The organism is Streptomyces sp. NPDC002574 (assembly GCF_042889545.1).
In the GTDB taxonomy this organism is placed as follows: Bacteria; Actinomycetota; Actinomycetes; order Streptomycetales; family Streptomycetaceae; genus Actinacidiphila.
The window spans coordinates 131,123-149,877 of the sequence record NZ_JBIARB010000013.1; the positions used below are offsets into that span (position 1 = coordinate 131,123).

The following is an 18,755-nucleotide window of genomic DNA, read 5'->3' on the forward strand; positions in this document are numbered from 1 at the left end:
GCCCTTCCCTGGTGGACCGCGAAGAACCTAACAGGGAAGGGCGCAGGCCAGGCGGGGTGGGGCCGCCCGCGGCGGACCGGCTACAGGATCAGCGACAGCAGCAGGACGAAGACGATCGCGACCACCGAGATGACGGTCTCCATCGCCGACCAGGACTTGAGGGTCTTCGGGACGCTCATCCCGAAGTACTCCTTGACCAGCCAGAACCCGGCGTCGTTGACGTGCGAGAAGAACAGCGACCCGGCGCCGACGGCCAGCACCAGCAGCGCGGTGTGGGTCGAGGTCATGCCCTCGGCGAGCGGGGCGACCAGGCCGGCGGCGGAGATCGTCGCCACGGTCGCGGAGCCGGTGGCCACCCGGATCAGGACGGCGATCAGCCAGGCCAGCAGCAGCGGCGAGATGTGCCAGCCGTCCGACCAGTTCAGGATCATGTTGCCGATGCCGGCGTCGATGAGGGTCTGCTTGAAGCCGCCGCCCGCGCCGACGATCAGCAGGATGCCCGCGATCGGGCCGAGGGACTTCTCGACGGTGGTGGAGATCCGCTCCTTGGTGAAGCCGGCCGCCCGGCCGAGGGTGAACATGCCGACCACGACGGCCGCCAGCAGGGCGATCAGCGGCGAGCCGATGACGTCGAAGATCCGGAAGACCGGGCTGCCCTGGTCGTCGACGAGGACGTCCACCAGTGCCTTGCCGAGCATGAGCACGACCGGCAGCAGCATGGTGGCCACGGTGGGGGCGAAGCCGGGCCGCTTCTCCAGCTCGTCCGAGGCGCGGCTCGGGGTGAGGTGCTCGGGCGGGGTGACCTGCACCCAGCGGTCCACGAAGCGGCCGAAGAGCGGTCCGGCTATCGCCACGGTCGGCAGCGCGACGAGGACACCGAGCGCGAGGGTGGTGCCGAGGTCGGCGTGGATGGCGTCGATCGCGGCGAGCGGGCCGGGGTGCGGCGGGACGAGACCGTGCATGACCGACAGGCCGGCCAGCGCCGGGATGCCGATCCGCATCAGGGAGTGGTTGCCGCGGCGGGCCACCAGGAGCACGACCGGGATCAGCAGCACGATGCCGACCTCGAAGAACAGCGGCAGGCCGATCAGCCCGGCGATCAGGGCCATCGCCCAGGGCAGCCGGCGCTCGCTGGTCCTCGCCAGGATCGTGTCGACGATCTGGTCCGCGCCGCCGGAGTCGGCCAGCAGCTTGCCGAGGATCGCGCCGAGCGCGATGAGCACGCCGACGCCCGCGACGGTGGTGCCGAGCCCGGTGGTGAAGCTGGTGATGGTCTTGGCCAGTGGCGCCCCGGCGACGGCACCGAGGACGCCGGTGCCGATGGTCAGGGCCAGGAAGGCGTGCATCTTCCAGCGGGTGATCAGCAGGACGATCACCGCGATACCGACGAGCGCGGCGACGCCGAGCCGGGTGTCGCCGGCGCTGGTGATCGGCTCCGTCGCGGCCGGCGTCGCGGCCAGCAACTCGGCGCTGAGTGCAGACACGTTCGTACTCCGTTGTCAGTGGGGGGAGGGTGTTGGGGGGAGTGCTGGAGGGCTCAGTGGGGGAGAGCCGCCAGGGCGCGTTCGGTGATCTGCTGCGGGCCGCCGTCGATCGTGACGACCGCCCCGGCCTCGTCCGGGTCGAGCGGTTCCAGCGCCTCGAACTGCGAGTGCAGCAGCCCGGCCGGCATGAAGTGCTCCATCCGCGCCGCGAGACGGGCGGCGATCAGTTCCTCGCGGCCGTCGAGGTGCAGGAAGAACAGGCCGGGCGCGTCCCTGCGGAGCCGGTCGCGGTAGCGGCGGCGCAGGGCCGAGCAGCTGACCACGCCGCCGCGCCCGCCGCGTTCGGTGATCCAGGCCGCGATCGCGTCCAGCCAGGGGGCGCGGTCCCGGTCGTTCAGCGGGTGCCCGGCCGACATCTTGGCGATGTTGGCCGGCGGGTGGAAGTCGTCGGCCTCGGCGTACGGGACGCCCAGCCGCTCGGCGAGCAGTCCGCCGACGGTGGACTTGCCGGATCCGGAGACCCCCATGACCACCACCAGGGGGAGACGCGGGCCGTCCGGGCCGTTGTCCGTCATCGCTGGTACCTCCTCGTCCGGGTGACGGCCCTCAGGAAACGTCATAGGTACTACTTATTCAAGGGGTCGAAATCAAATCGTCATACGAATCATTCCCGCATAGGCTGTCGCCATGGATCGGCAGGGAGAGAACGGCGGCCTGCACGCCCGGGTCCTGGCGGAACTCGGCCCCGCCATCGCCTCCGGCGTCCACCCGCCCGGCACGGTGCTGCGCATCGACGAACTCGAGCGCGACTTCGGCGTCTCCCGCACCGTCGTCCGCGAGGCCGTCCGCGTGCTGGAGGCCATGCACCTGGTCGAGTCCCGGCGCCGGGTCGGCATCACGGTGCGCCGCACCGAGGAGTGGAACGTCTTCGACCCCGCCGTCATCCGCTGGCGCCTGGCCGGCGCCGACCGGCCCCGCCAGCTGCGCTCGCTGACCATGCTGCGCACCGCTGTCGAGCCGGTCGCCGCCGGGCTCGCGGCGGCGGCCGCCACGCCGGCCCAGTGCCGCGAACTCACCGTCCTCGCCGCCGAGATGGCGGCGGCCGGACGGGCGGCGGACCTGGCCGCGTACCTGGTCCACGACGTCGCGTTCCACCGCCTGATGCTCCGGGCCTCGGGCAACGAGATGTTCGCCCGGCTCGGCGACGTGGTCGCCGAGGTCCTGACCGGCCGCACCGAGCACCACCTGATGTTCAGCGCCCCCGACCCGGAGGCGGTCACCCTCCACGTCCGGGTCGCCGAGGCCGTGCGGTCCCGCGACGCCGAGGCCGCCGAGCGGCTCATGCGGGAGATCTGCGTGGGCGCCATGCGCGAACTGGACATCCTGGCGCCCTGACGCCGCCCCGCCGCCGGGACCGCGCTCAGCCGGTGGGCCCGGCGTGGCGCAGGATCGTGTCGACGGTCTCCTGCGGGGTCTGCTCGCCGGTGTCCAGCCACAGTCCGATCCGGGGCGTACTCGAGCGCAGCGCGTGGTCGAGACGTGCGGGCGTCACAACGGCGTCGTAGACCCGCTTGGCGCGCCCTGCCTCCCGCGCGGCGACCGCCCGGGGAGGCGGGACGAGGACGACGACGTGCAGCGGCCTGGTGCGCAGCAGCGCGATCGTGCGGGGCAGTTCGTCGCCGAGGATCACGTCCTGCAGCACGGGGGTGAAGCCGGCGGCGGCGTACGCGTCGGCGCTCGCCGCGGCGAGGGCGTACCGCAGCCGCATCTGCCGCAGCGCCTCCTCGTCGGGGCCGTCGTCGTGCTCACCGCCGGGGTGCTCGCCGGGGTGGCCGGGAGCGGGCTCGGCACGGCCGCCCACGATCATCCGGCGGAAGACGTTCCCGCGGACGTGCGCCGACCTCGGCAGCCGCTCGGCCAGTTCCTGCGCCACGGTGGACTTGCCCGACGCCGGAATGCCGGTGATCAGGAACATGCCTCGCACCGCCGCCGTCTGTCGCGGAACCGGTGACGGATCGTCACAAGGCCCTCCTCTCAGGGAAATCGGCGTGTCAGGGGCGAATCTAAGGTCGAACGTGCAGCCAGCGGAATCCTTGGTGACGGACGACTGGAAACCGGGTGACCGGCCGGGCCCCGGAATGGTCGACTGGTGGCCATGACCTCTCCACCGGGCGCGCGCCCCGCCCCGCCGCAGCCCTACCGCTGGACGCTGTCGCGCGCCGGCGACGGGCGTCGCCCGGACCGCCTCGGCGCGCTCACTGACGGGGCCGAGCCGCCCCGGCTCTGGTTCCTGCCGGAGCTGACGACCTGCGCGGGCAAGGTGCTCGCCCGTTCCGGCGGGGCCGACCTGTGCTTCGTGGGACGTTCCCTGGACAGCATGTACGACCTGCTCAGCGGCGCCTTCGAGGGTTCCTCCTGGGAGGGGCGGCTGCTGCGCCTGCCGCTCTCGCTGCGGGCGGGCGGCGCGGGGCTGGACGCGGCGCAGGCCCGCCGGCTGCGGGAGCACCTGGCGGCCGCCGGGCTCGCACCGTACGACCTGGCCCGCCGCGCACGGCCGGTCGCGCTGGTCGACGTGGTGGACGGGGGTACGACCTACGACGTGCTGCACCGCGCGCTGTCCGGCTGGGCGGCCGAGAGCCGCGAGCCCTGGCCGGTGATCCGCCGCAAGCTGCGCTTCGTCGGCGTGACGATCCGGGAACGGACCAGCCCGAACACCTGGCGCTGGCAGCAGCACACCGAGGGCGACTGGGCCCGCGGCCTTCCGGCCGGGCACGCCGCGAGCGTGTCACTGGACGTCCGGGTGTGGGCCTACCTCGGCAACGACCAGGACAAACTGCAGCCCTCGTTCCCGCCCCGCCGGTGGTTCGACGAGTGGGCCGCCGAGCCCTGGCACCGCCCGGGGCTGCCGACGGCCCTGGCCGAGTCGCTGGAGGTGGTTCGGGCGGGCCGCGGTCGCGCCGTGCGCGAGCAGCTGATCCGCGTCATCGGCGCCGAGCCCGGCTTCGCCGACCGGAACGTCCGGGCGCTCGTCGCGCCCCTGCGGCGTCAGCCGCGGGTGCGGTCCTCCATGACCGGGCGCAGCCGCTCCAGCAGGCCGTAGAGCGCCTCGCGCTCCTCGGCGTCGAGGACGTCGAGCGCGCCGTGGGTGGCCTGCATCTCGTCGCGCACCCGGCCCATCGTCTCGCGGCCCAGATCGGTGGCGACCACGTTCTTCACCCTGCGGTCGGCCGGGCTCACCTCGCGGCGCACAAAGCCGTGGGCCTCGAGACGGTCCACGATGCCGGTGATGTTGGACGCGTCGCACACCAGCCGCTCCGCGAGACCGCGCATGGGGACCGGTCCGTGCAACTGGGAGAGCACCTTGGCCTGCATGGACGTCAGCCCGTGCCGTGCCGCCGCGGCGGCGAAGTCCTGCCACTGGGCGGTGCCGATGGCGGCGAGCAGCTCCAGCAGCTGGATCTTGGAGGGCGGTGCGACGGCCGGCGAAGCCGGGGCGGTCGGGGCGTTCCGGGCGCTCATGCTGCGAGTGTACTCAGGTACTTGACATTGTGAACCATTTGCTTGATGTGCCCAAGTTTCCACGGGCGCGGGGGCCCGGGGTCACAGGAACAGCAGCGCCGACCCGAGGAGGACCAGGGCCAGGACGCACAGCACGGCCCCGGCCGCCCACGGCCCGGTCAGCACCGGCGGCCGGACGTCGTCCAGCACGGCGATCCTGCGCTGCGCGACCGCCGTGAAGGCCAGCCACACCAGCGCGCACACGGCCACCGCGCAGATCGCGACCGCCGACACCCCCTGCAGCAGCGCCTCGCGCCCGGCCAGCAGCGCCGCCACCGCGAAGGACAGGGTCGTCCGCCGCCACGCCAGCCGGGTCCGTTCCGGCTGCAGCCCGGGATCGCGCGGCGGGGTCCCGCCGGCGTCCATCAGCCGGCCCGCCCCAGCACGGCGGTGAGCAGCAGCACCACCGCCATCGCGGCCACCACCACCGCCAGCAGCGCCGGGAACCGCGAGACCGGCAGGTCCTCCCCGCGGCGCATCGCCCGCTCGCAGCGCACCCAGTGGTTGACCGCCCGCACCGCGCACATCGCCCCGCCCACGACCAGCACGACCGCCAGCGTCACCCGGACCGGACGTTGCAGGTCCCGCAGGAACTGGTCCACGGCGAAACCGCCGCCCACCAGCGCCAGCGCCGTGCGCAGCCAGGCCAGGAACGTCCGCTCGTTCGCCAGCGAGAAGCGGTAGTCGGGTGTCGTGCCCTCCGTCCGCACCCGTTCCGGGGCGAACCACAGGCCGACCGCCCGCGCGGTGTTCCGGACAGCGTCGATCACACGGTTCACCCTACCCACGCCAGGACAACCCCCGGCGTCCACCGGCTGCCGCCCGGGGGAGAGGTGCGTGACGCCCGCGGCCGTGGCACCGTACGGGGATCACCGGCGACCGGACGGCGGAGGCGCGGCATGGACGGCATGGACGGCACGGACGGGGCGGCACGCCCGGCGGACGAGCTGCTGGACATCGTGGACGAGCAGGACCGGGTCGTCGGCCAGGCCCGCCGCGGCGAGGCGACCGCCCGCGGACTGCGGCACCGGTGCGTGTTCATCCTGGCCAGGGACGCCGACGGCCGGGTCTTCGTGCACCGCAGGACGGCCGGGAAACTGGTCTTCCCCTCCCTGTACGACATGTTCGTCGGCGGTGTCGTAGGCGCGGGCGAGGCGTACGACGCCGCCGCCCTGCGCGAGGCCGAGGAGGAACTCGGCGTCAGCGGGCTGCCGCAGCCCACCCCGCTGTTCGGCTTCCTGTACGAGGGGACCGGCGCGGCCGCCGGCCACACCTGGTGGTCGCGGGTCTACGAGGTGCGCTGCGACCTGCCGGTCGCGCCGCAGGCGGAGGAAGTGGCCTGGCACGCCTTCCTCACCGAGCGGGAGCTGGAGGACGAGCTCCCGCGCCGCGCGTGGGTCCCCGACGGACTGGAGGCCTACCACCGGCTGCTCGCCCGGCGCCGCACCGCGCGCTGACCACCGCCGCGCGGGCACGTGCCGTCCGGCCCCCGTCCCGGCTCTTCTGCTCGGCGGGGCACGGCCGGTAGCGTGCCGCTCGCGCGCCCCGGTGTTCCGTTCGCGCCGCGACGGGGCCTGTGCGAGCGTGGCCGGAGGCGTATCCGCACACGCCGCGGGTAGGGAATCGGGCCCGAACGGTCCCACGGGAGGCGAGTGATGAACCGACCCAGGATCCTGGTCGTCGGCGGTGGCTTCGCGGGCATGGAGTGCGCGCACCGCCTTGAGCGCCGGCTGGCGCCGGACGAGGCCGACATCAGCCTGGTGACGCCCTGGAGCCACCAGCTCTATCTGCCCCTGCTGCCGCACGTCGCCGCCGGTGTCCTCACCCCGCAGGCCGTCGCGGTCCCGCTGCGCCGCATGCTGCACCGCACCGCGGTGATACCCGGTCGGGCGATCGGCGTGGACCCGGCGGCCAAGGCGGTGGTCGTCAGGAAGATCACCGACGAGGAGCAGGTCGAGGAGTACGACTACCTCGTCCTGGCCCCCGGCAGCGTCACCCGCACCTTCGACATCCCCGGACTCACCGAGTACGGCCGGGGCATGAAGACCCTCGCCGAGGCGGCGTACATCCGCGACCACGTCATCGCGCAGCTGGACCTGGCCTCCGCCACCACCGACCAGGCCGAGCGCGAGTCCCGGCTGCAGTTCGTGGTCGTGGGCGGCGGCTACGCCGGCACCGAGACCGCCGCCGTCCTGCAACGGCTGACCACGGCCGCCGCCAAGCGCTACCCGCGGCTGGACCCGGCGCTGATCAAGTGGCACCTGATCGACATCGCGCCCCGCCTCATGCCGGAACTCGGCGAGAAGCTCGGCCTGAAGGCGCTGCAGATCATGCGGGAACGCGGCGTCGACGTGTCGCTCGGCGTCTCCGTCGCCGAGGTCACCCCCGACACCGTCACGTTCACCGACGGCCGCAAGCTGCCCTGCCGGACCCTGATCTGGACCGCCGGTGTCGTCTCCAGCCCGCTGGTGACCACGCTCGGCACCGAGACCGTCAAGGGCCGTCTCGTCACCGACGCCGAGATGCGCATCCCCGGCGCCGACGGGGTGTTCGCGCTCGGCGACTCCGCCGCGGTCCCGGACCTCGCGACCGGTGGCGGCGCCGTGTGCCCGCCCACCGCCCAGCACGCCATGCGGCAGGGCAAGGCCGTCGCCGAGAACGTGGTCGCCGCCCTGCGCGGCCGCCCGTTGGAGGAGTACCGGCACAAGGACCTGGGGCTGGTCGTGGACCTCGGCGGCGTCGAGGCGGTCTCCAAGCCGCTCGGCATCCCGCTCAGCGGCCTGCCCGCGCAGATCGTGGCCCGCGGCTACCACCTCGGCGCGCTGCGCACCTTCCCCGCGCGCTTCCGGGCGGCGGCGGGCTGGTTCCTCAACGCCGTCGCGGGCGACGACTTCGTGCGCACCGGGTTCCAGGCACGCAGGCCGGCCGCCCTCAAGGACTTCGAGGTCACCGACATCTACCTCTCGCCGGAGGAGATCCGCCGCCACGTGGACTCCCTGCGCGCGACCTCCGTCTGACACCGGGCGGCCCGCACCACACCGCACCACACCGCACCACGGCTTCACCGCACCACCACAGCTGAAGACCGACACCGCCGACGGCGAGGGACATGACCCAGCGACGAGACACCCTGCGGATCGCCAACTGCTCAGGCTTCTACGGGGACCGCCTCTCGGCCGCCCGCGAGATGGTCGAGGGCGGCCCCATCGACGTGCTGACCGGCGACTACCTCGCCGAGCTCACCATGCTGCTGCTGTGGAAGGCCCGGCAACGGGACCCGGGCGCGGGGTACGCGGTCTCGTTCCTCGCCCAGATGGGCGACGTGCTCGGTACGTGCCTGGAACGCGGCATCAAGGTCGTCGTCAACGCCGGCGGCCTCAACCCGGCCGGACTGGCCGCCAAACTCGGCGAACTGGCGGCCCTCGCCGGGCTGAGCCCGTCGGTGGCGTACGTCGAGGGCGACGACCTCATCGAGCGGCTCCCCGAACTCCAGGCGCAGGGGCACCACTTCGCGCACCTCGCGACCGGCCGCACCCTCGCCGACGCCGACGTGCGGCCCGTCACCGCCAACGCCTACCTCGGCGCGTGGGGGATCACGCGGGCGCTGCGCGCCGGCGCCGACGTGGTGATCTGCGGGCGCGTCACGGACGCCTCCCTGGTGGTCGGCCCCGCGGCGTGGGCCTTCGACTGGGCGCCGGACGACTGGGACCGTCTGGCCGGGGCCGTCACCGCGGGGCACATCATCGAGTGCGGCGCCCAGGCGACCGGCGGCAACTACTCCTTCTTCACCGAGATCGAGCGCCCCGTGCACCCCGGCTTCCCCCTCGCGGAGATGCACCCCGACGGGTCCGCCGTCATCACCAAGCACGACGGCACCGCCGGCGCGGTCACCGTCGAGACCGTCACCGCCCAACTTCTTTACGAGATCGACCGGCCCGCCTACCTCAACCCGGACGTCGTCACCCGCTTCGACACCGTCACCCTCGAACAACTCGGCCCCGACCGGGTCCTGGTCAGCGGCGCCCGCGGCGAGCCCGCCCCCGACACCCTCAAGGTGTGCCTCAACCACCACGGCGGCTACCGCAACACGGCGACCTTCGTGCTGACCGGTCCCGACATCGAGGCCAAGGCCCGGTTCGCCGAGGCGTCCCTGCTGGACGCCACCGGCGGGCCCGGGCGGTTCGGGACGTACGACGTCCACCTGGAGCCGACCGCGTCCGGTGCCCGGCTCACCCTCACCGTCAAGGACGCCGACAAGGACAAGGCCGGCCGCGCCCTGTTCTCCGCCGTGGTCGGCACGGGCCTGTCGACGGCACCCGGCCTGCACATGGAGCACTTCTCGCCGAAGGCCACCGAGTACGGCGTGCACTGGCCCGCCCTGGTCCCGGCCGAGGTGGTCCGGCACGAGGTCGTGCTCCACGACGGCACCCGCGTGCCCGTGCCGCGTGCACCGGCGGCCGCCGAGGCGCCCGTCCCCGCGTCCGTCCCCGAGTCCACTGCGCCCGCGCCGGGCGGGCCCACCGTGCGCGCCCCGCTGGGCCTGGTCGTCGGCGCCCGGTCCGGTGACAAGGGCGGCGACGCCAACGTCGGCCTGTGGGCCCGCAGCGACGCCGCGTACGCCTGGCTGCGGGACTGGCTGGACGTCGAACGGCTGCGCGCGCTCGTACCGGAGGCAGCCAAGCTCCGCGTGAGCCGCTACGAACTCGCCAACCTGCGCGCCCTCAACTTCGTCGTGCACGGCCTGCTCGGCGAGGGCGTGGCCGCGTCCACCCGTCCCGACCCGCAGGCCAAGGGGCTCGGGGAGCAGTTGCGCGGGCTGGAGGCCGACATCCCCGCCGCCCTGCTCCCTGCCCCGCGCACCGAGGTGTGACCACCCCATGAGCAATCTCGACGTGCGTCCCCGGCCCACCGCGTGCGGCGGACGGGAGGACGTGTCCGCCGCGCCCGTGCGCGACCTGCTGACCGGCCGCGTCGTGCCCCTGGGCGAGAGCAGTCAGGTGCGCCGGCTGCTGCCCAACCTGGGCCGCCGCATGGTCGGCGCCTGGTGCTTCGTCGACCACTACGGACCCGACGACATCGCGGACGAGCCCGGCATGCAGGTGCCACCGCACCCGCACATCGGCCTGCAGACCGTCAGCTGGCTGCACGAGGGCGAGGTGCTGCACCGCGACAGCCTGGGCAGCCTGCGGACGGTGCGGCCCCGCGAACTCGGCCTCATGACCTCCGGCCGCGCGATCGCGCACTCCGAGGAGTCCCCCCGCGACCACGCCCGCCTGCTGCACGGCGCGCAGTTGTGGGTGGCCCTTCCCGACACGCAGCGGCACCGCGAGCCGTCCTTCGAGCACTACGCCGACCTCCCGCTCGTCACCGGCGGGCACGGCGGGCTGCGCGCCACCGTCCTGCTCGGGGCCCTCGACACCGCCGTCTCGCCCGGCTCCACCTTCACCCCCCTCGTCGGCGCGGACCTGGCCCTCACCGAGGGCACGGACGTCTCGCTGCCGCTTGAGCGCGACTTCGAGTACGCCGTACTGGCCATGGCCGGCCGGATCGACGTCGACGGGGTGCCCGTCGAGCCGGGCTCGATGCTCTATCTGGGCTGCGGGCGCACCGAGTTGCCGCTGCGGGCGGACAGCGACGGCTCGGTCATGCTGCTGGGCGGCGAGCCGTTCGAGGAGAAGCTCGTCATGTGGTGGAACTTCGTGGCCCGTTCGGGCGAGGAGATCGCCCGGGCCCGCGAGGAATGGAACACCGGCACCGCCTTCGGCACGGTCCACGGCTACGCCGGCGCCCGGCTCCTGGCCCCGGACCTGCCCGCGACGGCGCTCAAGCCCCGGGGCCGCGAACGCTGAGCCCGCCGGCGGCTCGTCGGATGGGCGGTCGCCGGTCGCCGGGCTTGCCTGCGCGGTCCGCGACGCGGACGGCGTCCGGTGCCTCGCCGCGTATTGCCCCTCACCATGCGAGGAACCCGGGGCGGCGGGCTCGCCCGGCCGGGCAGCGCCGGAGGCGTTTCTGCGCGGTGGGCGGCTGAGAGGGCGAGCCTCAAATGCCGGGGGCTTGTCGGGTGCGTCCCCCGGCGCGGAGTGCGCGTTGTTGCCGGTGCGGTCGGGTCGTCCGGCGGGCATGTGCGCTCGGTCCCTGACCAGGACGGCAGCTTGCCCTGGTGTTGCCCGTCACCGACCGCGGGGCCACAGGATCGCGGGTCCGCCCGGCCGCGCACCGCCGGAGGCGTTTCCGCTCGGTGCACGGGTAGGACGGCGAGCGCCATCGCCCCCCAGGGAGTCACCCGTCTCCGCGCTCAAGTGCCGGGCCCGCGAAGGCTGACCCGGCTTACGTTCGCGGAGCGGCCGGGTGCGGGGGGCCGGCGACGCGGGACGACTCGGCGCTGCACTCCGCGTAGGGCCGTCGAGCCGCCGGGCCGCACGGCCGGGAAATCCCCGCACGCGACGTCGTTCGCCCTCGACGGCGTCACCGTCCAACAGGTGCCCGCACCGCCGCGACCGACGGGCCCCGCACCCGCCCCCGCCCCCGCGGGGCCTCAGACCCGGAAGACCGAGCCGACGAACTCCGTCAGCAGGCCTTCCTTGAGGCGGCCCGGCAGGGCGTCGAGCAGCGTCAGTACGGGGGCCATCCGGCGCGGCAGTTCCGATCCGCCGCCGAGGCCCGCGAAGGCCAGCACCCCCGCGACCTCCTCCGGCCCCAGGGTGTCGGGGTCGAGCCCGGCGGCGAACTGCGCGAGCGCGGGGTCGACGGTGACCGGCGCCAGGGTCCGCGCGGCCTTCAGGGACGCGTCCAGGTCGGCGAGCAGGGCGTCGACCAGCCCGGCCGACGCGGGGGTCAGGGTGAGGTGCAGATTCGGCGGGAGCCCGTCGAAGGACAGCTGGGGCTGGAGGTACCAGCCGCGTTCGCGCATCTCGTCGGCCAGGTGCAGCAGCAGGCTCAGATCCGGCGCGCCGTCCGTCCCGAGCAGTGTGAACGCGACCAGTCCGGCCCCCGGGTCGCCCAGCACGCGTACGCCCTCCACGGCGCGCAGCCCCGCCAGCAGCCGGTCGGCCGCCCCGGCGGTCCGCTCGGCGAGTTCGCGGTAGCCGTCCTCGCCGATGTGGCGCTGCACCGCCCACGCCTGGGCCAGCAGCCCGGCCGACTTGGTGCCCTGCACGGTCGGGTTGACCACCGGGTAGCCCGGCCAGCCCGCGTGCGCGAAGTACTGGTGGCGGCGGAGCTCCGCGTCCCGGTACAGCACCACGGAGGCGCCCTTGTCGGCGTAGCCGTACTTGTGGAGGTCCACCGACAGCGAGGTCACCCCGGGCACCGACAGGTCGAACGGCGGTACGTCCCGCCCCGCCTGCCGCAGATGGGGCAGGAGCCAGCCGCCGATGCAGGCGTCCACGTGGCAGAGCACCCCGCGCGCGGCCGCCGCGGCGGCGATCTCCGTCACCGGGTCGATCACCCCGTGCGCGTACGAGGGCGCGGAGGCGACGACGAGCGCGGTACGGCCGGTGATCGCGGCCGCCATGGCGGCCGCGTCCGCCCGCAGGCTCTCCCGGTCCACCGCAACGGTCACCGTCTCCAGGCCCAGGTAGGAGGCCGCCTTGTGGAACGCGGCGTGCGCGGTCGAGGGCAGCAGGAGCTGGGGCTCCGTCACCCCGCGCACCGCGCGGGCGTGGTCGCGGGCGGTCTTCACGGCGAGCAGGATCGACTCGGTGCCCCCGCTGGTGAAGGTGCCCTGCGCTCCGGGCGCGCCCAGCAGCGCCACGGCCGCGGCCACGACGTCGTTCTCCAGGCGGGCCACGCTGGGGAAGACGGTCATGTCCAGGCCGTTGACGGCGGCGAACTCCGTGTACGCGGCGGTGGCCAGCTCGTCCACCCCGGCGAGCCCGGAGTCGTAGACGTAGGCGAAGGTGCGCCCGCCGCGGGTCGGGGCGTCCTGCGCGCGCAGGGCCCGCAGCTCGGACAGCACCTCCTCGGCCGGCCGGCCGTGGGGGAGTGCGGGGGAGGGAACGGGCTCAGTGGGCATGGTCGTTCGTGTCCTCGGATGGGTCGGTGGCTTCGGGGTCGGGTGCGGCCGCCGCCGGGACCGGGACGTCCTCCCGGTAGCGGTGCAGCAGCCACAGGCTCGCCGCGGCGAGCACGGCGGGCAGCAGGCTCATGCCGGACGCGATGCCGGTCAGGGCGGCGCCGGGCTGGTCGACATGGTGCGCGGCGTCCGAGGAACGGAACCCGGTCACGGCCAGGACCAGGGCGAAGACCCCGGCGCCCAGCGCGAGCGCCAGGGTCTCGGCGGCGGTCCACAGCCCGGTGAAGGTCGCCGCCCGGCGCCGCCCGGTCCGTACCGCGTCGGCGGCCAGGGTGTCGGCGAGCATCGTCAGCGGCAGCAACTGCAGCCCCGCGTAGGCGATCCCGACGGCCGCCACGGCCGGGTAGCCGAGCGCGGCCCCCGCGAACGGCGTGAGCCCGAGCAGCGCGGCAGCCGCGACGAACAGCGACGAGGCGCACCACTGCGCGTACTTGGGGCCGCGCGTCCGGGCCAGCCGGTTCCACAGCGGCATCACCAGCACCAACGGGCCGATCATGCAGGCGAACAGCGGGGTGACCGCTCCCGCCGCGCCGAGGGTGTACGTGGCGAAGTACTGCACCCCGGCCAGCATGATCCCGACGGCGAGGGCCTGCAGCCCCCACATGGCCACCAGGAAGAGGAAGGCCGGGTTCTCCCGGGCGGCGGCCAACTGCGCCCGCAGGGACGGCTCGGACTCGCTGCGGGCGACCGACGGGGCCCGCCGGGTGAAGTGCCAGGCCCCGAGTGTCCCGGCCAGGAGGATCAGCGCCACGACGACGCCCATCTGCCGGTAGCTCCCGGGGGTGTCGCCCCTCTCGTGCGCGATCGCGGGGGCCAGCGCGCCCGACAGCAGGATCGCCACCCCCAGGAACCCCACCCGCCAGCCCAGTACGCGGGCCCGTTCGCCGGTGTCCTCGGTCATCTCGGCGGGCATCGTCACGTACGGGACCTGGAAGACCGCGTAGGCGGTCGCGGCGAGCAGGAAGAACACGGCCACGTAGCCGGCCGCGGCCGCGCCCCGCAGCGGCGGCGCCGCGAAGACCAGCGCGAACAGCGGCGGCAGGGTCAGCGCCCCGGCCAGCAGGAACGGCCGCCGCGAACCCCCTTGCAGCCGGCTGCGGTCGGCGGCCGCCCCCACCAGAGGGTTGATCAGCACGTCCCACGCCTTGGGCAGGAAGACCGCCGCGCCCGCGACGGCCGCCGGTACGGCCAGCACGTTCGTCAGGTAGTAGAGCAGGATCAGCCCCGGCACCGTGCCGAACGCGCCCGTGCCCAGCGACCCCAGGCCGTACCCGATCCGCACCGCGCGCGGCAGCGGCGCGGCGGGCGCGCGGCCGGGGTCCCCGGGAGGGGCGGAGGGCAGCGTCTCGGGCATGGGTTCCCTGCGGGCCGGGGCGGACGGCGGAGCGACAGGATCAGGAGATCACAACGGCGCGGCGCACCGACAGATCCGGGAACGGCCCGATTCCCGTGCGTACCGCGGCGGCTCACGCCTGCGCGCGTGCGGCCACCACCCGGCCCGCGACCTCGCCGAAGCCGATCCGCGTGCCGTCCGGGCCGGGCGCGGTCGCCGTGATCACGACCTCGTCGCCGTCCTCCAGGTACGACCGCCGCGTCCCGTCGGCGAGCACCAGCGGCTCCTCGCCGTTCCAGGTCAGCTCGATGAGCGCACCGCGCTGCGCCCGTTCCGGGCCGCTGACCGTGCCGGAGGCGAAGAGGTCCCCGGCCCGCAACGAGGCGCCGTTCACGGTCATGTGGGCGAGCATCTGCGCGTACGTCCAGTACATCGTGGCGAACGGCGGCCGCGAGACCACCTCGCCGCGCAGCCGCATCTCCAGCGCGATGTCCAGGCCGCGCGGCGGGGCGGAGCCGTCCTGGTCGTCGAGGTACGGCAGCAGCGCCGCGTCGCGGGCCGGCGGGGCGACACGGGCCGCGTCGAGCGCGTCGAGGGGGACCACCCAGGGCGAGACCGAGGTCGCGAAGGACTTGCCGAGGAACGGGCCCAGCGGCACGTACTCCCAGGCCTGGATGTCGCGGGCCGACCAGTCGTTGACCAGGCAGACGCCGAAGACGTGGTCCTCCGCGTCGGCGAGCGGCACGGGCGTGCCCTGCGCGGTGGGGCCGCCGACGACGAAACCGATCTCCGCCTCGATGTCCAGCCGTCGCGACGGCCCGAAGTCCGGGGCGGCCTCGCCCGGCGCCCGGCGCTGCCCGCTCGGCCGCACCACGGGTGTGCCCGAGACCACCACCGTGCCGCTGCGGCCGTGGTAACCGATCGGCAGGTGCTTCCAGTTGGGCGGCAGCGCCGCGCCGTCGGGCCGGAAGATGCGGCCGACGTTGGTGGCGTGGTGCTCGGAGGCGTAGAAGTCGACGTAGTCCGCCACCTCGAAGGGGAGGTGCAGTGCGACCGCCGTCCGCGGCAGCAGGTGCGGCTCGACCGCCGGGCGGTGCGCCGGGTCGGTGAGCCAGGCGGTGAGCAGCGCGCGGACCGCAGTCCACACCGGCCGCCCCGCCGCCAGCAGCGGGTTGAGCGTCGGCGCCGACAGCAGGGCGGCGGTGGTTGCCGCGAGGTCCCCGGCCGTCGCCGCCACGGCTCCGGCGTCGAGCACGTACTCCCCGACGGCCACGCCGATCCGCCGCGCGTGGGGCCGGTCCGCGGTGGTGAACACCCCGTACGGCAGGTTGTGCACGCCGAAGGGGGAGTCGTCCGGCACGGCGACCCAGGTGGGGGCGGCCATGGCACCTCCATACGCGTCAGCGCCGCGCCTGCTCGCGCGGTCGGCCCACCCTAGCGTCCAGCGTGGCTGAGGCCCCCGGACGGCTCGCGTCGGTAATGTCGCGAAAGTCGCACTTGTCGCGAATGGTGCGCCGCGACGAGAGGGGAAGGCGATCTCCGGGACCGCGAACCAGCCTCAGGAAGCCGACCAGTTGCGGAACATGCTGCGTCAGCCGTACTACCGTAAGGCGCTGTTGGCCTCCGCCGTGCTCGGCATCCCCGTGTCCTTCCTCGCCTTCTGGTTCCTCGTCGGCATCCACGAACTGCAGAGACTGATCTGGCAGGACTGGCCGCGGCACCTGGGGCACGCTCAGCCGCCCTGGTGGTGGCCGATCCCGCTGCTGGCCGTCGCCGGTCTGGTCGTCGGCCTGGTCGTCACGCGCCTCGCGGGCGGCGGCGGCCACATCCCGGCGTCGGGACTGCACTCGGGCGGTGCCACCGCCGCGGCGGTGCCCGGGGTCGTCGTGGCGGCCGTGGCGAGCCTGCCGCTCGGTGCCGTCCTCGGCCCCGAGGCGCCGCTGATCGCCTTCGGCGGCGGCATCGCGCTGGTCTTCCGCAACCTGGTCCGCGCGTCCCCCACCCCCAGCAGCAACGTGCTGCTGGGCGCCGCCGGTGCCGCGGCGGCGATCGCGACGATCTTCGGCAATCCGCTCGTGGCGGCGGTGCTGCTGATGGAGGTCGCGGGCGTCGGCGGCCCGCAGTTGTTCGCCGTCATGCTGCCTGCCCTGCTGTCCAGCGGGGTCGGCGACATCGTCTTCACCGGGTTCGGGCACTGGACCGGCCTGAAGACCGGCGGCCTGGACATCGGCCTGCCGCGGCCGTCCGCCCTCGACGTCGGCGACGTCGTGTGGGGCGTCCTCATGGGCCTGGTCGTGGGCGTCGTCGTGCACTGGATCGTCGTCGGCGGCCGGTACACGGCGGTCCTCGTCTCCCGCAGCCCGCTGCGCAACACCGTCGTCTGCGCGGTCGCCGCGGGCGTCTGCGTGGCCGCCTACGCCCTGGCGACCGGGCGTTCACCGGCCGAGGCGGCGCTGTCCGGGCAGAGCACCCTGCCCCAGCTCGCCTCCGACCCGCACACCTGGCCGGTCACCGCCCTGGTCGCCGTACTGGTCTTCAAGTCCCTGGCGTACGCCCTGTCCCTGGGCAGCCTGCGCGGCGGCCCGATCTTCCCGGCCCTCTTCCTCGGCGGGGCCTGCGGTGTGCTCGCGGCCCCGCTGCCGGGCTTCGGCCTCGTGCCCGCCATGGCCGCGGGGATGGCGGCCTCGTGCGCCGCGGCGATGCGGCTGCCGGTCAGCACGGTCCTGCTCGTCGTCCTGCTGCTGGGCAACGCCGAGACGGTGCCGGTGGTCGTACTGGCGGCCGTGGTCGCCTTCGTCACCACCGAACTGCTGCCCCAGGGCCCCGGCATCCCCGCCTTCGGCCGCGCCGGGGAAGCGGAGTCCGCGGCAGCCCCGGACGTCAGGCCCCCCGCGCGGTGACCCGGCCGGTACGTACGGCCTCCAGGAGCGCCTGGTGGTCGCGCTCGTTCTGGTCGGCGTACAGCTCGGCGAACTCCGCCAGCGCCCGGTCGAAGACATCACCCCGGCCCAGATAGGCGGCGATCGCGATCCGGTCCCCCGAGCGCGCGTGCGCACGGGCCAGCGTCGCCCCGCACATCCGGCCGAAGATGCCCATCACCTGCGGTGACATCGTCTCGGCCACCACGATGCCCTTCCAGTCGCGCAACTGGCGCACGTAGAAGTCCCGCCGCCGGCCGTCGATGCCGTGGACGCGTTCCCAGCCCAGGAAGATGTCGCTCGTGGCCTGCATCAGCCGCTGCCCGGCCACCACCCGCTCGCCCTGCGTCCGTTGCAGGCAGGCGCCCACATGGCGGGCCAGCACCGACTCGTCGGCCTCCTTGGCCTGCAGGAACAGCGGGTCCTCGTCGTCCTTGCCGAGCAGCAGCACGATCCAGCAGCGGGTCCCCACACTGCCCACCCCGACGACCTTGCGTGCGATGTCGGCGACCCGGTACTGCTCCAGCAGGGTGCGGCGGTCGGACTGCAGGGTGTGGCCGTAGCGCTCCATCAGCCGCCCCAGTTCGCGCTCCACCCCGGAGTCCGCGGCCTCGGGCAGGTCGCGCAGCGGCGTCAGCAGCGGCGGATCCGGCACGATCCGCCGCTCACCGTCCACGACATCCGTGAGCTTGACGAACGCCTGCAGCGTGTCGTGCGAACGCGCCCGCTCCTGCGAACGCTCCCAGCGCGCCCGGTCCCGCGCGCCGAGCAGGGGGGCGAACCGCTCCTGCAGCCGCTCCGCCTCGAAGTGGGCGTACCAGACGTCGAGATTGCCCATCCGGGCGAAGCGGCGCATGTGCTCGCGATAGCCCCCGACGGCGGCCAGGACGGTCGCCGCACGCTCCCGGCCGGAGAAACCGGCCGCCCGGCCCGCGATGACGAGACTGGCGGCCAGGCGCTTGACGTCCCACTCCCAGGGCCCGGGCAGCGTCTCGTCGAAGTCGTTGATGTCGAACATCAGCCGCCGCTCGGGCGAGGCCAGCAAGCGGAAGTTGAGCATGTGCGCGTCCCCGCACAGCTGCGCGCGCAGCCCCGTCACCGGCGTGCCCGCGAGGTCCGCCGCCATGACCGCCGCCGCGCCCCGGTAGAAGCGGAACGGCGACTCGGCCATCCGGCCGTACCGGATCGGCACCAGCTCGGGCACCCGGCGCGCGGACTGCTCCTCGATCACGTCGACCGGGTCGGCCCGGTCCGGCGGGGGCGCCCAGTGCGCGTGGTCCGACCGGGGCGCGGTCCGCCGGGCCGCCCTGCCCAGCGCGGCCCGTTCCCGCGGCGTGACGTGCTCCCGCGGGTCGGGCGCCGCCGGCTCGTCCTGCTCGTCGGTCATG

Annotated in this window: 17 protein-coding genes; 7 read left to right on the plus strand and 10 right to left on the minus strand. The window is 74.4% G+C overall.

Translation table 11 applies throughout. The annotated features are described in order from the left end of the window. Positions 1–80 precede the first annotated feature (80 nt). Together ACFYXS_RS29600 and ACFYXS_RS29605 are read right to left on the minus strand one after the other, a co-directional pair. On the minus strand, positions 81–1,484 hold the full coding sequence (locus ACFYXS_RS29600; RefSeq protein ID WP_389253642.1) for a gluconate:H+ symporter: 1,404 nt from the start codon (positions 1,482–1,484) through the stop codon (positions 81–83). A 53-nt stretch (positions 1,485–1,537) separates the two neighbouring features. Then, entirely contained in the window at positions 1,538–2,059 is a 522-nt protein-coding gene (locus tag ACFYXS_RS29605) for a gluconokinase (protein ID WP_389253644.1), read from the minus strand. 112 nt (positions 2,060–2,171) lie between these two features. Here ACFYXS_RS29605 and ACFYXS_RS29610 point away from each other — a divergent pair, with 112 nt between their 5' ends. Further along, positions 2,172–2,879: a FadR/GntR family transcriptional regulator gene (locus tag ACFYXS_RS29610; protein WP_389253646.1), complete on the plus strand. Its 708-nt coding sequence runs from the start codon at positions 2,172–2,174 to the stop codon at positions 2,877–2,879. 25 nt (positions 2,880–2,904) lie between these two features. Here the strand turns inward: ACFYXS_RS29610 and ACFYXS_RS29615 are convergent, their stop codons facing one another. After that, positions 2,905–3,459, minus strand: coding sequence for an AAA family ATPase (locus ACFYXS_RS29615; protein WP_389253649.1), 555 nt, complete (start codon positions 3,457–3,459; stop codon positions 2,905–2,907). Between the two features lie 180 nt (positions 3,460–3,639). On the opposite strand from ACFYXS_RS29615, the gene ACFYXS_RS29620 reads away from it, so the two are divergent. Beyond that, positions 3,640–4,584, plus strand: coding sequence for a hypothetical protein (locus ACFYXS_RS29620; RefSeq protein ID WP_389253652.1), 945 nt, complete (start codon positions 3,640–3,642; stop codon positions 4,582–4,584). Here ACFYXS_RS29620 and ACFYXS_RS29625 read toward each other — a convergent pair. The 3 genes from ACFYXS_RS29625 to ACFYXS_RS29635 form a co-directional block, all read right to left on the minus strand. Further along, positions 4,530–5,003: a MarR family winged helix-turn-helix transcriptional regulator gene (locus ACFYXS_RS29625; RefSeq protein ID WP_389253654.1), complete on the minus strand. Its 474-nt coding sequence runs from the start codon at positions 5,001–5,003 to the stop codon at positions 4,530–4,532. The two genes, ACFYXS_RS29620 and ACFYXS_RS29625, sit on opposite strands and share 55 nt — an antisense overlap. A gap of 81 nt (positions 5,004–5,084) precedes the next feature. Continuing rightward, entirely contained in the window at positions 5,085–5,408 is a 324-nt protein-coding gene (locus ACFYXS_RS29630) for a DUF202 domain-containing protein (RefSeq protein ID WP_389253656.1), read from the minus strand. Next, positions 5,408–5,812, minus strand: a complete 405-nt coding sequence (locus ACFYXS_RS29635) for a YidH family protein (RefSeq protein WP_389253658.1) — start codon at positions 5,810–5,812, stop codon at positions 5,408–5,410. The genes ACFYXS_RS29630 and ACFYXS_RS29635 overlap by 1 nt, the downstream gene beginning before the upstream one ends. 129 nt (positions 5,813–5,941) lie before the next feature. Here ACFYXS_RS29635 and ACFYXS_RS29640 point away from each other — a divergent pair, with 129 nt between their 5' ends. The 4 genes from ACFYXS_RS29640 (at position 5,942) to ACFYXS_RS29655 (ending at position 10,891) form a co-directional block, all read left to right on the plus strand. After that, positions 5,942–6,499, plus strand: coding sequence for an NUDIX domain-containing protein (locus tag ACFYXS_RS29640; protein ID WP_389253660.1), 558 nt, complete (start codon positions 5,942–5,944; stop codon positions 6,497–6,499). Between the two features lie 198 nt (positions 6,500–6,697). Continuing rightward, a complete protein-coding gene (locus ACFYXS_RS29645) occupies positions 6,698–8,059 on the plus strand; it encodes an NAD(P)/FAD-dependent oxidoreductase (protein WP_389253662.1) in 1,362 nt (453 codons plus the stop codon). A gap of 92 nt (positions 8,060–8,151) precedes the next feature. Beyond that, positions 8,152–9,912: an acyclic terpene utilization AtuA family protein gene (locus ACFYXS_RS29650; RefSeq protein ID WP_389253664.1), complete on the plus strand. Its 1,761-nt coding sequence runs from the start codon at positions 8,152–8,154 to the stop codon at positions 9,910–9,912. 7 nt (positions 9,913–9,919) lie between these two features. Beyond that, positions 9,920–10,891 carry a pirin family protein gene (locus tag ACFYXS_RS29655; protein ID WP_389253666.1) on the plus strand — a complete coding sequence of 324 codons (972 nt, stop codon included), beginning with the start codon at positions 9,920–9,922 and terminating at the stop codon, positions 10,889–10,891. 686 nt (positions 10,892–11,577) lie between these two features. Here ACFYXS_RS29655 and ACFYXS_RS29660 read toward each other — a convergent pair. From ACFYXS_RS29660 to fahA, 3 genes are all read right to left on the minus strand, one after another. Beyond that, positions 11,578–13,056, minus strand: a complete 1,479-nt coding sequence (locus ACFYXS_RS29660) for a pyridoxal phosphate-dependent decarboxylase family protein (RefSeq protein ID WP_389253668.1) — start codon at positions 13,054–13,056, stop codon at positions 11,578–11,580. Continuing rightward, complete coding sequence (locus tag ACFYXS_RS29665) at positions 13,046–14,470, minus strand: MFS transporter (protein ID WP_389253670.1); 1,425 nt, start codon at positions 14,468–14,470, stop codon at positions 13,046–13,048. Before ACFYXS_RS29665 ends, ACFYXS_RS29660 begins: the two co-directional genes overlap by 11 nt. Positions 14,471–14,582: 112 nt before the next feature. After that, complete coding sequence (fahA, locus tag ACFYXS_RS29670) at positions 14,583–15,833, minus strand: fumarylacetoacetase (protein ID WP_389253672.1); 1,251 nt, start codon at positions 15,831–15,833, stop codon at positions 14,583–14,585. Between the two features lie 199 nt (positions 15,834–16,032). Between fahA and ACFYXS_RS29675 the strand changes: the two genes are divergently transcribed. Then, positions 16,033–17,349 (plus strand): chloride channel protein, encoded by a 1,317-nt coding sequence (locus tag ACFYXS_RS29675; RefSeq protein WP_389253922.1) that lies wholly within the window; start codon positions 16,033–16,035, stop codon positions 17,347–17,349. Here ACFYXS_RS29675 and ACFYXS_RS29680 read toward each other — a convergent pair. Continuing rightward, on the minus strand, positions 17,330–18,754 hold the full coding sequence (locus tag ACFYXS_RS29680; RefSeq protein ID WP_389253924.1) for a DUF2252 domain-containing protein: 1,425 nt from the start codon (positions 18,752–18,754) through the stop codon (positions 17,330–17,332). The two genes, ACFYXS_RS29675 and ACFYXS_RS29680, sit on opposite strands and share 20 nt — an antisense overlap. Between the last annotated feature and the right edge of the window lies 1 nt (position 18,755).

Excerpts from the sequence above, each read along its gene's own strand:
- ACFYXS_RS29605 (WP_389253644.1), bottom strand. The coding sequence starts at position 2,059 with ATGACGGACAACGGCCCGGACGGCCCGCGTCTCCCCCTGGTGGTGGTC.
- ACFYXS_RS29610 (WP_389253646.1), top strand. The coding sequence starts at position 2,172 with ATGGATCGGCAGGGAGAGAACGGCGGCCTGCACGCCCGGGTCCTGGCG.
- ACFYXS_RS29615 (WP_389253649.1), bottom strand. The coding sequence starts at position 3,459 with ATGTTCCTGATCACCGGCATTCCGGCGTCGGGCAAGTCCACCGTGGCG.
- ACFYXS_RS29620 (WP_389253652.1), top strand. The coding sequence starts at position 3,640 with ATGACCTCTCCACCGGGCGCGCGCCCCGCCCCGCCGCAGCCCTACCGC.
- ACFYXS_RS29625 (WP_389253654.1), bottom strand. The coding sequence starts at position 5,003 with ATGAGCGCCCGGAACGCCCCGACCGCCCCGGCTTCGCCGGCCGTCGCA.
- ACFYXS_RS29630 (WP_389253656.1), bottom strand. The coding sequence starts at position 5,408 with ATGGACGCCGGCGGGACCCCGCCGCGCGATCCCGGGCTGCAGCCGGAA.
- ACFYXS_RS29640 (WP_389253660.1), top strand. The coding sequence starts at position 5,942 with ATGGACGGCATGGACGGCACGGACGGGGCGGCACGCCCGGCGGACGAG.
- ACFYXS_RS29645 (WP_389253662.1), top strand. The coding sequence starts at position 6,698 with ATGAACCGACCCAGGATCCTGGTCGTCGGCGGTGGCTTCGCGGGCATG.
- ACFYXS_RS29650 (WP_389253664.1), top strand. The coding sequence starts at position 8,152 with ATGACCCAGCGACGAGACACCCTGCGGATCGCCAACTGCTCAGGCTTC.
- ACFYXS_RS29655 (WP_389253666.1), top strand. The coding sequence starts at position 9,920 with ATGAGCAATCTCGACGTGCGTCCCCGGCCCACCGCGTGCGGCGGACGG.
- ACFYXS_RS29660 (WP_389253668.1), bottom strand. The coding sequence starts at position 13,056 with ATGCCCACTGAGCCCGTTCCCTCCCCCGCACTCCCCCACGGCCGGCCG.
- ACFYXS_RS29665 (WP_389253670.1), bottom strand. The coding sequence starts at position 14,470 with ATGCCCGAGACGCTGCCCTCCGCCCCTCCCGGGGACCCCGGCCGCGCG.
- fahA (WP_389253672.1), bottom strand. The coding sequence starts at position 15,833 with ATGGCCGCCCCCACCTGGGTCGCCGTGCCGGACGACTCCCCCTTCGGC.
- ACFYXS_RS29675 (WP_389253922.1), top strand. The coding sequence starts at position 16,033 with ATGCTGCGTCAGCCGTACTACCGTAAGGCGCTGTTGGCCTCCGCCGTG.
- ACFYXS_RS29680 (WP_389253924.1), bottom strand. The coding sequence starts at position 18,754 with ATGACCGACGAGCAGGACGAGCCGGCGGCGCCCGACCCGCGGGAGCAC.